The organism is Corallococcus sp. AB038B, assembly GCF_003668955.1.
GTDB lineage: Bacteria > Myxococcota > Myxococcia > Myxococcales > Myxococcaceae > Corallococcus > Corallococcus exiguus.
Genome location: NZ_RAWO01000006.1, coordinates 232,722 through 245,440, shown reverse-complemented (window position 1 = coordinate 245,440; position 12,719 = coordinate 232,722). Strand labels below are relative to the sequence as shown.

Here is a 12,719-nt window from a genome sequence, read left to right as displayed (position 1 = left end):
CCTGTGTTGCGGACCGGCGACTAGCCGACCACCGCGTTGTAGGGGAGGAGCGCGATGCCGCGGGCGCGCTTGATGGCCACCGCCACCTCACGCTGGTGCTTCGCGCAGTTGCCGGAGATGCGGCGGGGGATGATCTTGCCGCGCTCGGTGACGAAGTACTTCAGCGTCGCCTGGTCCTTGAAGTCCACCGACGCGTTCTTCTCCGCGCAGAACCGGCAGACCTTCTTGCGGCCGAAGCCGCGACCACCGCGCTTGTCGTCGTCGCCGCCCATGCCGCCGCGGTCGCCACGATCACCACCACGGTCGCGGTCACCGCCGCGATCGCCACCACGGTCGCCACCGCGCGAACCGCCGCCGTAGCCGCCGCCACCGCCACCGGGGCCGCGGGAAGCGCCCGCGCCCTGCTTGCTATCCATGCCGTTGCTCATGAACGTTCTCGTTTCCTGGAAGGTTGGGTGAAGGTCCCGTCAGAGGCGTTACGCCTCCTCCGTGGACTCCTCTTCCGAATCGCCACCCGCGAACTCGGGCGTCTCGCTGCGGAAGCCACCCTCGCGCTCGACGGGAGCGCCCGGACGGGCCTCCTCGACGTCGCCGGCCAGCTTGAGGTCCTCGAGCACCGGACGGGACTCGGGATCCACCTCGTCCGCGATCTTCACGGAGATGTAGCGCGTGACGTCGTCGAGGTTGCGCAGGTTGCGCTCGATCTCCGCCACCAGCTTGCCGTCACCCAGGAAGCTCGTGTGGACGTAGATGGCGCGGGGCTGCTTGGCCACGGGGAACAGGGTCTTCTTCTTCCCCCACACCGTGAAGCGGAGGACCTTGCCGCCCTCACGCGAGACGATGGTGCGGACGCGCTCCTTGAGCTTGTCCACGTTGTCGTCGGTCACGTCCGGCTTGACCAGGAAGATGGTCTCGTACTCACGAAGCCGCTTGGCGGCCTGCGTCTCTGCCATGTTTCTCTCCCCTTGGGGTCGAGTGCCCCCCGGACCATCCGGGGAGCGGGGAAACGGCCGGAGGCCCTCGAAGGCCACCACCGGGGACGGGAAATCCTCTCGCGCGCCCGTCACCATCGCGCCTTGGCCCGTGCGTGAACACGGGAAGCTTTGAAAGAACATCCACCGGAAAGCGTGGGACGCACTCCGGGGGAAGGGGCTTCTAAGAGGACCCCTCCTGGAAAGTCAAGGGGAGCCAGGGGGGCAACCGGCGGGCAGGCGGCCGGCCCCGCGCTTCAGGCCTTGCGGTTGTGGCGGTTCATCGCCGTGGAGAGCCCGTCGCGCACCCAGCTCTCCGCCATGTCCGCCGCCTTCCCGACGAGCTCCTCCAACTGGCGGCGCTCGCCGTCGTCGAAGTTGGACAGGACGTAGCCCGCCACGCGCTCCTTGGCGTTGGGGCCCTCCGGCTTGCCAATGCCCACCCGCACGCGGATGAAGGCGTCCTCGCCCAGGCATTGCACCATGCTCTTGAGCCCGTTGTGCCCGCCCGCGCCGCCGCCCGCCTTGAGCTGCAGCCTCCCGAAGGGCAGGTCCAGCTCGTCGTGAACCACGAGCACGTCCTGCACTTCGATCTTGTAGAAGCGCGCGGCCTCCGCCACGGAGCGGCCGGACAGGTTCATGTACGTCTGCGGCTCCACGAAGAGGATGCGCTCGCCGCCCAGGCTTCCCTGGCCCACCCGCGCCTGGAACTTGTCCTGGGTGAGCTCCGCGCGTGCGCGCGACAGGAGCGCGTCCACCACCATGAACCCGACGTTGTGGCGGTGGCGCTCGTATTCGCGCCCGGGGTTGCCCAGCCCGCAGATGAGCTTCATGGAAGGCTCCAGAGGAGGGCCGGATGCTTGGGGCGCCACGGCCGGAAAGACAGCGGGGCAGGCCCTGGAAGAGGCCCGCCCCGCGAGGAGATACCGAACGGTGGAAGAGGACTACTTCTTCGCCGGGGCCTTCGCCGGGGCCTTCGCCGCGGCCGCCGCGGGGGCCTTCGCGTCGCCCGCCTTCGCGTCCGCCGCCTTGCCCGCCGCCGGGGCAGCAGCCGCCGCCGCGGCAGCAGCCGGAGCCGCCTCCGCCGCTTCCGGCGCGGCGAGGACCGCGATGGTGTAGTTGACGTGCGTCTTCACGGACACGCCCTCGGGGAGCTTCACGTCGTTCACGTGGATGGCTTCCGCGATCTGCAGATTGCTGACGTCCACTTCAATCTGGAGCGGGATGGCGCCGGGGAGCGCCCATACCTCCAGGTTGCGGCGGATCTGCGTGAGCAGACCGCCCTCCGCCACGCCCGGGGCCTTGCCGGTGAGCACGACGGGCAGGTTCACCTTGACCTGCTCCTTCTCGCTCACGGCGATGAAGTCCGCGTGCAGGATGTCGCGGGTGAGCGGATCCATCTGGTAGTCCTTCAGCAGGACCTGCTGCTCATTGCCGGCCAGCTTCAGCTGGATGAGCGTGTTCAGCTTGTGCGGGGTGTTGATGGCCGTGCGGATGGCCTTGGGGTCCACGGAGATGTGCAGCGGCGCCTTCAGGTGCTTGCCGTAGACGACGGCGGGAACCTGGCCGGACGCACGCAGGCGGCGGGCAATGCCCTTGCCGGAACCTTCACGGGCCTGCGCTTCGAGGGTGCTCTTGTCGGTGGCCATGGAAATCTCTCTTTTTCGGTGGGTACCGCGGTGTTCACCGGCGTCTGGGCGCCCTCGGCATCCCACCCCCATGGTGGGCCCCGAAGACGGCGCCCGGGCCGTTGTGACGGGCCCATGGAACCGGTGGAGGGGGCCGGACATGCCAGCCCCCGGGGTCCTTCGTCAAGCCGCCCGGACTCCAGGCGGCTCTCAAGCTCGGACGGACTTCAGACGAACAGCGAGCTCAGCGAGTCCGCGCGGTGGATGCGCGCGATGGCTTCCCCGAAGAGGGCGTCCGTCTGCAGGGCGCGGATCTTCGGGCACGCCTTGGCGTTGGCCGCGAGCGGCACCGTGTCCGTGAAGACGACCTCCTCCAGGACGGAGTCGGTGATGCGCTGGATGGCGGGGCCGGACAGGATGGGGTGCACCGCGTACGCGAGCACCCGGCGCGCGCCCTTGTCCTTCAGCGCGAGGGCCGCCTGGGCGAGCGTGCCCGCGGTGTCCACCATGTCGTCCACCAGGATGGCGTCCTTGCCGTTCACGTCGCCAATGAGGTTCATCACCTCCGAGGCGTTGGGGCGCGGGCGGCGCTTGTCGATGATGGCCAGCCCCGTGTTCAGCCGCTTGGAGTAGGCGCGCGCGCGCTCCACGCCGCCGGCGTCCGGGCTGACGATGACCAGCTCGCTCGACTCCGTGAAGCGCTTGCGGATGTCCTCCAGGAACACCGGCGAGCCGTAGAGATGATCCGAGGGCATGTTGAAGAAGCCCTGGATCTGCCCGGCGTGCATGTCCATGGACACCACCCGGTTGACGCCCGCGACCTCCAGCATGTCCGCCACCAGCTTCGCGGTGATGGGCGTGCGGGCCGCCACCTTCCGGTCCTGCCTCGCGTAGCCGTAGTACGGCATCACGGCGGTGATGGAGCCTGCGCTCGCCCGCTTGAGGGCGTCGCACATGATCAACAGCTCCATCAGGTGGTGATTCGTCGGCGGGCAGGTGGACTGGACGATGAACACGTCCTGCCCACGCACGTTCTCGCCGATTTCGACGTGGATCTCCCCGTCGGAGAACGTGTCCACCACCGCGTTGCCCAGGGGCCGCTGGAGGTATTCGCAGATGCGCTGCGCCAACGCCGGGTTCGAGTTCCCGGCGAACACCTTGAAGTCACGCGACGGCTGCATGGGGGCGCTGACTAACCCGTGCGCGCCCCGAATGGAAGTTCGTTAGTCGAGTTCAGCCGCCACGGGACCGAGCGTCCCGTTCTGCGCCTGGTGAAGGTGTTTCTCGTACTCGATGAGGATGACCCGCTCCATCTGGCTTCGCGTGTCCGCGTTCAACGGATGGGCGATGTCCTTGTAGGTCCCGTCCTTCCGTTTTTTCGCGGGCATCGCGATGAAGAGCCCGGTGGAGCCGTGGATCACCTTCAGGTCGCGCACGACGAAGCAGTGATCCAGGGTGATGGTGACGTACGCCTTGAGCTTGTCCTCTTCGACCGGAAACACCCGGACGTCGGTGATGTTCATGGTCCCCCCCCGAACCTGGAAGGCCGGAGCTACGGGGAAGCCTGGGACAGACTGAAGGTGAAAAGCAAGCACCCCCTACCTGTCGCGCTGGGGACCGTTCACTGGGCCTCCAGCCGTCATGCCCCGAAGGGCCAATGACTCACCAGGTGGGCGAGGAAGGCCAGGTGATAGACGACGATGATGGCGTAGACGATGGCGCCCGCGCGGATGGCGAAGCGGCTGGCCTTGAGCCGGCGGTGCAGGCACAGCAGGCACAGCCCCGCGTTCACGATGAGCAGCTTGGAGAACATGAAGAGCAGCGGTGACTGCTCGTACGCCACGCGCATCACCGGGTTGAGCTCCTCCGCCACCCCCAGCTGCAGGAAGAGCAGGGTGAACAGCCCGTCCAACAGGTTCAGCATCAGCAGCGCCACCGACGCCGGTGACATGTAGAAAGAAGCCTGCTGCGTCCAACTCCCCGCCTGCACCTCATTCGCCGTCGCCGCCACGCCCCACCCCCAAGGTTCCCGTCCTGGTACCTGGAGCCAGGGCTATTCAAATCCCTTGCCAGGGCTTCCGGGACTTCATGGGAAGCAGCCGGGCAGGCGGCGGAGGCGGGGGCTTGCCGGCCTGGAAACGAAATTGACGGGAAGGGGTGGGTCGCGGAGATTCGCCCCGCCCAGCCACACCGAGACGAGTGCCCATTGCATCAATTCCCCAAAGATATCGGGTGGATAGAGGTCATCTGCGGATCGATGTTCTCCGGCAAGACGGAGGAGTTGATCCGCCGCGTCAAGCGCGCGCTGTACGGCCGGCAGAAGGTCCGCGTGTTCAAGCCGCGCATCGACACCCGCTACGACGACACGCAGGTGGTCAGCCACAGCCAGTTGAAATTGACGTCCCTGCCTATCGAAAGGGCTGAAGAAATTTTCCGGCACCTGTCCCCCGACACGCAGGTGGTGGGCATCGATGAGGTGCAGTTCCTGGGCGGAGAAGTGGTGCAGGTGTGCGAGGCGCTCGCCCAACGGGGCATGCGCGTCATCTGCGCGGGCCTGGACCAGGACTACCAGGGGCGCCCCTTCGAGCCGATGCCGCAGCTGATGGCGGTGGCGGAGTACGTGACGAAGGAACTGGCCATCTGCGCGGTGTGCGGGAACCCGGCCAACCGTTCGCAGCGCATCATTGGCAGCGAGGAGCGGGTGGTGGTGGGCGCGGCGGGTGCCTACGAGCCGCGCTGCCGCAAGTGTCACGTGGCGGAACCCGCGGAGGCGAGTCCTCCGCAGACGCTGAAGCTGTTCGACTGAAAGCCTCAATCCGCCTGTCACCGGCGCGGGAGCCCCATCCGATGCGCGACACTCTCTACGCGAACGTGCCGTTCAAGTTGAACGAGATGGCCCACCACTATGGGGCCAACGTCCACCTGGTGGGCAATCCGTTTCTCCTCTCCCAGCTGGCCACGCTGTGCGCCAAGGGCACGCTGCAGCCGCAGATCAACCGGCTGGTGGAGCAGCTCTACACGGACCTGGTGAAGACGGTCATCAACGCGGAGTTCCCGCGCAAGATGGTGACCATTCCCACCCGCATGATCGACTCCACGCCCCTGGGCATCTACCAGGGCGAGGTGGTGGACCCGCAGCTGCGCGTGGTGACGGTGAACATCGCGCGGGCGGGCACGCTGCCGTCGCAGGTGACGTATGACCTGCTCAACTTCACGGTGGACCCGTCCCTGGTGCGCCAGGACCACATCATCATGAGCCGGATGATCGACGCGGCCCAGGCGGTGGTGGGTTCGGAGATTGGCGGCGCGAAGATTGGCGGGGACGTGGATGACGCGTTCGTGCTGTTCCCGGACCCCATGGGGGCCACGGGCGGCAGCCTGGCCACGGCCATCCAGCTGTACAAGACGCGGGTGCCCGGGAAGGCCCGGCGCATCATCACGCTCAACCTCATCGTCACGCCGGAGTACCTGCGCCGGATGACGACGGAGCACCCGGACGTCATCATCTACGCGCTCCGTCTGGACCGCGGCCTGTCCCCGCCGGAGGTGTTCGGCACCGCGCCGGGCCTGCTCTGGGAGAAGGAGCGGGGCCTGGATGACCGTCAGTACATCGTCCCCGGCGGCGGCGGCTTCGGGGAGATCATGAACAACGCCTACGTGTAGAGGGAGCACCCGGTGACGACGTTCCACGAGAAGGATGTCGGCGTCCTCATCTCCGAGGAGGCCGTGCAGGCGCGCGTGAAGGAGCTGGGCGCGCAGATTACCCGCGACTACGAGGGCAAGGAGCTGACGCTCATCTGCGTGCTCAAGGGCTCCGCGTTCTTCGCCATCGACCTGGCGCGCGCCATTGATTTGCCGCTGACGCTCGAGTTCCTGGGCGTGTCCAGCTACCACGGCGGCACGGAGTCCACGGGCGAGGTGCGCATCACCACGGACGTGTCCAAGCCGATGGCGGGCAAGCACCTGCTCATCATCGAGGACATCATCGACACGGGGCTCACCATGAGCTTCCTCCTGGAGAACCTCCGGGCGCGCCACCCGGCGTCGGTGAAGATCTGCTCGCTGCTGGAGAAGCCCGCGCGGGCCAAGACGAAGGTGGACATCGACTACAAGGGCTTCGTCATCGAGGACAAGTTCGTCGTCGGGTACGGCCTGGACTACGGCGAGAAGTACCGGAACCTGCCGTTCATCGGCATCTGGAAGCACGTCTGAGAAACGCCTGATGGGCTCGGGTGCCCTCCCTTCGGGGTGGGGGCCTCGGGACTGCGAGGGCCTTGTCCACGCGCCGCACGGCGGCCGTGTGCAGGGCCCTCACGCGTTGTGGGGCGCACGCATGCACAGCCTCTCCTCTGGACCCCTGAGGAGGCTTGAACATGCGAGACGGAAACGAGAGGGCCGCCCGGACGGCCCCCGCCAACGGCGACGCGATGCAGAAGTACCTGGCGGAAGCGGTGGGCACCTTCGTGCTGGTGCTCGGCGGTGTCGGGGCGGCGGTGCTGGCGGGCGACCGCATCGGCTTCCTGGGCGTGGCCTTCGCCTTCGGGCTGTCGCTGCTGGCCATGGTCTACACGATTGGTCCCATCTCCGGCTGCCACGTGAACCCGGCCGTGACGGTGGGCCTGATGATGGCGGGCAAGTTCGACAAGCGGCACCTGGCTGGCTACGTCATCGCGCAGTGCGTGGGCGCCATCATCGCCGCGGGCGTGGTGCTGCTCATCGCGAAGGGCGCGCCGGGCGGCTACTCCGCGGGCGCGGAGGGGCTGGGCAGCAATGGCTACGGGGTGGCGTCGCCGGAGGGCTACGGCGGCGGGGCGGCCTTCATCGCGGAGGTGGTGCTCACCTTCCTGCTGGTGCTGACGGTGCTGGGGGCCACGGACTCGCGGGCGCCGGTGGGCTTCGCGGGCGTGGCCATTGGCCTGGTGCTGACGCTCATCCACCTGGTGGGCATCCCCATCACCAACACGTCGGTGAACCCGGCGCGCAGCCTGGGCCCGGCGCTGTTCGCGGGTGGCGATGCCCTGCGCCAGCTGTGGATGTTCATCATCGCGCCGCTGTTGGGGGCGGCCTTCGCGTCCGCGGTGTACCGGCTGGTGAACCGCCCGGCGGTGCAGATTACGGCCGCGCGCGCGGAGCAGGCCACGGACGAGGAGCGCCGGGAGCGCGTGACGGGCCAGCGCGACGTGGAGCGTCCTGTCTAAGAGGGTTGGAAGCACGAAGGCCGTGCCTCGCTTCGTCGCGGGGCACGGCCTTGAGTGTGTGAAGCGGGGGAGGGGGCCTAGAAGGCGGCGTCGAAGACGACGTCGTTGGCGGCGCCCACGCCCACGGCGACCTGGTAGGACGACACGCGGCGCTCGAAGAAGTTGGTGAGCTCCTGCACGTCCTGCAGGTCCATGAAGTGCAGCGGGTTCTTGGTGTGGAAGACGGGGGCGATGCCCAGCATCTGCAGGCGCTGGTCGGCCACGTACTCCAGGTAGCCGCGCATCTCCTGTACGGAGAGGCCCATCACGCCGCCGCTCAGCAGGTCCTGGGCGAACTGCGTCTCGCACTCCACCGCGTCGCGCATCATCTGCACGACTTCCTTCTCCAGGCCCGCGTCGAAGAGGTCCGGCTCTTCCTTGCGCGCGGTCTTGATGGCCTCGAAGGCGAAGGTCATGTGGGCGGACTCGTCGCGGAACACCCAGTTGGTGCCCGCGGCCAGACCGTTCAGCAGACCCTTGCTGCGCAGGAAGTACACGTAGGCGAAGGCCGCGAAGAAGAAGAGGCCTTCAATGCAGCCCGCGAAGCAGATGAGGTTCAAGAGGAACTGGCGGCGGTCCGACTTGGAGCGGACCTGATCCAGCGCCTGGATGCTGTCCATCCACTTCATGCAGAAGCGCGCCTTGCGCTGGATGGACGGGATGTTGTCCACCGCCGCGAAGGCCTTGGCGCGCTCCGCCGGGTCCGGCACGTAGCTGTCCAGCAGCGTCAGGTAGAACTGGACGTGCAGGGCCTCTTCGTAGAGCTGGCGCGACAGGTACATGCGCGCTTCGGGCGCGTTCAGGTGCTTGTAGAGGTTGAGCACCAGGTTGTTGCCGACGATGGAGTCGCCCGTGGCGAAGAAGGCCACCAGCCGGTGGATGAGGTGACGCTCCGCGTCCGTCATCTTCGAGCGCAGGTCCACCAGGTCCGTGGAGAAGTCGATCTCCTCCACCGTCCAGGTGTTCTTGATGGCGTTGCGGTACATCTCGAAGAAGACGGGATACGCCATGGGGCGCAGCGTCAGGTTCATTCCCGGATCAAGCAGCATTGCTTCGGTACTCCCTTACTCACACGACGACAGGGGACAGCGGGGTGGGGGACCGCCAGGGGACTACTGGCAGGCCTCGCACGCCTCGGGGTTCTCCAGCGAGCACGCCACCGCTTCCGCCTCCGCCGTCACCACCTGCGGCGCGGGCGTGGGGGCGGCCGTCATCGTCGGGCCGCCCTGGCCCACGGTGGCCTTGGCGATGCGGGTCGCCGGGCGCGAGCGCATGTAATACGTGGTCTTCAGCCCCTTCTGCCACGCGTAGAAGTACATCGAGGACAGCTTCCCGATGTTGGGCGTCTCCACGAAGAGGTTGAGCGACTGGCTCTGGTCGATGAAGGCGCCGCGGTCCGCTCCCATGTCCAGCAGCGCGCGCATGGGGAGCTCCCACGCGGTGCGGTAGATGGCGCGCAGCGCCTCCGGCAGCTCGGTGAGGTCCTGCACGCTGCCTTCGGCCAGCTTGATGCGGTTGCGGGTGCTCTCGTTCCAGAGCCCCAGCTGCTGCAGGTCGCGCACCAGGTAGCGGTTCACCTGGAGGAAGTCACCGGACAGCGTCTCGCGCTTGAAGAGGTTGGACACCTGCGGCTCGATGCACTCGTAGCAGCCGGCGATGGACGCGATGGTGGCCGTGGGCGCGATGGCGATCATCAGCGAGTTGCGCAGGCCCACCTTCATGATGCGCGAGCGCAGCGCGTCCCAGCGCAGCGTGTCCTCCGGGACGATGCCCCAGCTGTCGAACTGGAGCTCGCCCTTGGCCGCGCGCGTCTCCGGGAAGGACGGGTGCGCGCCGAACTGCTCCGCCAGGTCGGAGGAGGTCACGAGCGCCGCGTAGTAGATCTCCTCGGAGATCTTCTTGGACAGGTTGCGCGCCTCGACGGAGTCGAAGGGCAGGCGCAGCTGGAAGAAGACGTCCTGGAGGCCCATCAGGCCCAGGCCCACCGGGCGCCAGCGGCGGTTGGAGTCCGCGGCGGTGGGGATGGGGTAGTAGTTGAGGTCGATGACGCGGTCCAACTGCTTGAGCGCGAGCATCGCGTTGGAGCGCAGCTGGTCGAAGTCGAACTTCCCGTCCTTCACCATGCGGCCCAGGTTGAGCGAACCCAGGTTGCACACCGCCGTCTCACCCTGGCTCGTGACCTCCAGGATTTCGGTGCACAGGTTGGACAGGTGGATGACGTTGCCCGGCTGGCCCGTCTGGTTGCTCTTGCGGTTGCAGATGTCCTTGAAGGTCATCCAGCCGTTGCCCGTCTGGGCCAGCACCTTCATCATCCGGGCGTACAGGTCGCGCGCCTTCACCTTGCGCACGGCGTGGCCCTGCGCTTCGGCCTCCGCGTAGGCCTTCTCGAAGGCCTCGCCGAAGAGGTCGGTGAGGTGGGGCGTCGTCTTCGGGTCGAAGAGGCTCCACTCCTGGTCGGCCTCCACGCGGCGCATGAAGAGGTCCGGCACCCAGTTGGCCAGGTTCAGGTTGTGCGCGCGGCGGGCCTCGTCACCGGTGTTGTCACGCAGCTCGAGGAAGTCCTCGATGTCCGCGTGCCACGTCTCCAGGTACACGCAGCACGCGCCCTTGCGCTTGCCGCCCTGGTTCACCGCCGCCACGGACGCGTCCAGCGTCTTGAGCCACGGGACGATGCCGTTGGAGTGGCCGTTGGTGGACTTGATCAGCGAGCCGCGCGCGCGCACGCGGTGGTACGCCACGCCGATGCCGCCGCTGAACTTCGACAGCATCGCGATGTCCGAATACTTCTTGTAGATGGCGTCCAGCTCGTCCGCCGGCGAGTCCAGGAGGAAGCAGCTGGAGAGCTGCTCGTGGCGCGTGCCGGAGTTGAACAGGGTGGGGGAGCTGGGCAGGTACTCCAGCGAGCTGAACAGGCGGTAGAGCTCGATGGCCTCGCGCGCGTTGTCGCCGGACAGGGAGCACGCCACGCGCAGGAAGAAGTCCTGCGGCGTTTCAATGACTTCGCGCGTCTGCGGGTTCTTGAGCAGGTAGCGGTCGTAGACGGTGCGCAGGCCGAAGTACTCGAACAGGTCGTTGCGGACCGGGTCGATGGCGGCGTTGAGCTTGCGCGCGTTGGCCTGGACGAAGGTGAGCAGGCGGTCCGCGATGAGGCCGTGCTTGTGGCCGGCGGCGACGGACTGGCTGAAGGACTGGATGTCCTGGTTGCTGACCTCCTTCTGCATGAAGGTGGAGAGCAGGCGCGCGGAGAGCCGGGCGTACTCGGGCTCCTCCACGATGAGCGCCGCGGCGGTCTGGATGGACAGGCTGTCCAGCTCCCGCGTGGTGGCGCCGTCATACAGGCCGCTGATGGTCTTGGTGGCCACGCGCATCACGTCCACGCGCGACAGGCCCACGCACGACTTGCCCACCGCGCGGACGATCTTGTTGAGGTCCACCGGCTCCGCCGTGCCGTTGCGCTTCTTCACCCGCATGGTGGTGGTGAAGTCGCCGGTGGCCGACGGGGCCTGCGTGGCGGGCGCCACGGTGGCGGAGTCGGGGGGCGGCGAAGCGACGGCGTTCGGCTTGAAAGGCGTCTGGACGGTCACGGGCGTCTCACTTCCGGGCAAGGCAATAGCGGAGCCACCGGGGGTGGGCGGACCCCGTGGGTGATGACTCCGGAGATGACAGGGAGGGACTACTTTCCGATCAGAATCCGCAGGCTTGGCGACAACAACCCGACATGTAGCGAATTGTCGGGCAGATGTGTGTGTCGGTCAAGGAAACCTCACCAGCGTCCGGGTTCCGGGAACGTGCCCCCGGGGTGGCGGGCGAGCAACAGAGGTGACCCAAGCTATGGGGGGTCACCGGGTGTGTCAACGCAAGATCCTGTGTAAACCTGCCCGAAGGGTCGGATCGATCATTGCAATCTATGATCACTTGCCGAGGCACTTTCGGGCGTCTTCCGGCCGACATTTACATGGCCGGAAAAGCCCATCCGGGACCGTCTTTTTCATGGGGTCACCCAACCCCTGGAGATCAGGGCTGGGGGCCCGCGTCGGGGGTTGGGGCGGCCTGCGGAGGCTGTTGGGCGGCGTCACCGGCGGGTGACGGGGCGGGTTGCCGGGGCGCCGGTGCTACAGGGGTGTTGTCCGGGGCGCTCTCGCTATGGACGGCGCGGCGCAGGGCCTCCTCCAGGTCGCGGGCGGTAGGGCCCACGGTGGTGAGCATCTGGTTGGCGGCGCGGGCGTGGCGGTTCTCCGACTCCGCGGCGAGCTTGAGCTGGGCCAGGCCCTCGGACACGAGGCGGCGGGCGTCCTCCAGCTTCTGGCGTGCCTGGTAGAAGGCCACGTCGGTGAGCATGGACTGGAGGCTGCGGCGCTGCTCCTCGGTGATGCCGGACAGCTTCTCCGCGCGGCGCAGATAATAGAGGCCGCGCTCCACCTTGGCGGGCTCGCCGGACGCGATGCGCGGGCGGGCCAGGGTCTCCAGGAGGGGGAAGAGGGCGCGGTCCAGGTCGTCGCGGTCGGTGAACTTCTGCTGCGTCAGCAGGGTGACGTCCTGGCCCTCCAGGGGGAGGGGGGCGTAGGCGTCCGCGAGGCGCGGGTCCCCGGGGCGGTAGGCGGCGGCGCCGGTGGGCAGGGCGCGGCCCTTCATCACCACCAGCTCGCCGTTCTCCTGCAGGACGGTGAAGGTGCGGGCGTTGAGCTGGCCCAGGAGGAAGACGACGCCGCCACCCAGGCCCAGGATGACGAGGAAGACGACGAGCCGGGTGAAGGTGCGGCGGGCCCGGTAGCCGAATCCCTGCGGTGAATGGGTGGTCATGTCGCCTGCTCTCCGGTCGGACGGGCTTGGGCCCGTGAGGGTCGAAACCTGAAATTGGGTCTTCTGGGACTCCAACGCTACGA

The 12,719-nt window shown here is 67.6% G+C and carries 14 protein-coding genes; 4 read left to right on the top strand and 10 right to left on the bottom strand.

The features are described 5' to 3' along the window. Positions 1 to 20: 20 nt before the first annotated feature. From rpsR to D7Y04_RS24600, 7 genes are all read right to left on the bottom strand, one after another. Positions 21 to 428 (bottom strand): 30S ribosomal protein S18, encoded by a 408-nt coding sequence (gene rpsR / locus D7Y04_RS24630; protein ID WP_120524744.1) that lies wholly within the window; start codon positions 426 to 428, stop codon positions 21 to 23. A gap of 48 nt (positions 429 to 476) precedes the next feature. Next, positions 477 to 953 (bottom strand): 30S ribosomal protein S6, encoded by a 477-nt coding sequence (rpsF, locus tag D7Y04_RS24625; protein ID WP_120598312.1) that lies wholly within the window; start codon positions 951 to 953, stop codon positions 477 to 479. A 275-nt stretch (positions 954 to 1,228) separates the two neighbouring features. After that, entirely contained in the window at positions 1,229 to 1,804 is a 576-nt protein-coding gene (pth, locus tag D7Y04_RS24620; RefSeq protein ID WP_120598313.1) for an aminoacyl-tRNA hydrolase, read from the bottom strand. A gap of 111 nt (positions 1,805 to 1,915) precedes the next feature. Then, complete coding sequence (locus tag D7Y04_RS24615) at positions 1,916 to 2,620, bottom strand: 50S ribosomal protein L25/general stress protein Ctc (protein ID WP_120598314.1); 705 nt, start codon at positions 2,618 to 2,620, stop codon at positions 1,916 to 1,918. A 206-nt stretch (positions 2,621 to 2,826) separates the two neighbouring features. After that, positions 2,827 to 3,780, bottom strand: coding sequence for a ribose-phosphate pyrophosphokinase (locus tag D7Y04_RS24610; protein WP_120579916.1), 954 nt, complete (start codon positions 3,778 to 3,780; stop codon positions 2,827 to 2,829). Between the two features lie 42 nt (positions 3,781 to 3,822). After that, positions 3,823 to 4,122, bottom strand: a complete 300-nt coding sequence (gene spoVG / locus D7Y04_RS24605; protein WP_014395244.1) for a septation regulator SpoVG — start codon at positions 4,120 to 4,122, stop codon at positions 3,823 to 3,825. Positions 4,123 to 4,238: 116 nt separating this feature from the next. Then, entirely contained in the window at positions 4,239 to 4,610 is a 372-nt protein-coding gene (locus D7Y04_RS24600) for a DUF5658 family protein (protein WP_121760865.1), read from the bottom strand. 195 nt (positions 4,611 to 4,805) lie between these two features. Here D7Y04_RS24600 and D7Y04_RS24595 point away from each other — a divergent pair, with 195 nt between their 5' ends. The 4 genes from D7Y04_RS24595 (at position 4,806) to aqpZ (ending at position 7,797) form a co-directional block, all read left to right on the top strand. Next, positions 4,806 to 5,405: a thymidine kinase gene (locus D7Y04_RS24595; RefSeq protein WP_043321219.1), complete on the top strand. Its 600-nt coding sequence runs from the start codon at positions 4,806 to 4,808 to the stop codon at positions 5,403 to 5,405. A gap of 41 nt (positions 5,406 to 5,446) precedes the next feature. Continuing rightward, the gene (locus D7Y04_RS24590) at positions 5,447 to 6,262 is read left to right on the top strand and encodes a uracil phosphoribosyltransferase (protein ID WP_120598316.1); all 816 of its coding nucleotides are present in this window, start codon (positions 5,447 to 5,449) and stop codon (positions 6,260 to 6,262) included. A 12-nt stretch (positions 6,263 to 6,274) separates the two neighbouring features. Then, positions 6,275 to 6,811, top strand: coding sequence for a hypoxanthine phosphoribosyltransferase (hpt, locus tag D7Y04_RS24585; RefSeq protein WP_120598317.1), 537 nt, complete (start codon positions 6,275 to 6,277; stop codon positions 6,809 to 6,811). Positions 6,812 to 6,972: 161 nt separating this feature from the next. Further along, positions 6,973 to 7,797 (top strand): aquaporin Z, encoded by an 825-nt coding sequence (gene aqpZ / locus D7Y04_RS24580; protein WP_121760864.1) that lies wholly within the window; start codon positions 6,973 to 6,975, stop codon positions 7,795 to 7,797. 77 nt (positions 7,798 to 7,874) lie between these two features. Here the strand turns inward: aqpZ and D7Y04_RS24575 are convergent, their stop codons facing one another. The 3 genes from D7Y04_RS24575 to D7Y04_RS24565 form a co-directional block, all read right to left on the bottom strand. Next, complete coding sequence (locus D7Y04_RS24575) at positions 7,875 to 8,885, bottom strand: ribonucleotide-diphosphate reductase subunit beta (protein ID WP_121760863.1); 1,011 nt, start codon at positions 8,883 to 8,885, stop codon at positions 7,875 to 7,877. 63 nt (positions 8,886 to 8,948) lie between these two features. After that, on the bottom strand, positions 8,949 to 11,306 hold the full coding sequence (locus tag D7Y04_RS24570) for a ribonucleoside-diphosphate reductase subunit alpha (RefSeq protein ID WP_171809648.1): 2,358 nt from the start codon (positions 11,304 to 11,306) through the stop codon (positions 8,949 to 8,951). 544 nt (positions 11,307 to 11,850) lie between these two features. Continuing rightward, entirely contained in the window at positions 11,851 to 12,636 is a 786-nt protein-coding gene (locus D7Y04_RS24565; protein WP_121760861.1) for an IF-2 protein, read from the bottom strand. Positions 12,637 to 12,719 lie beyond the last annotated feature (83 nt).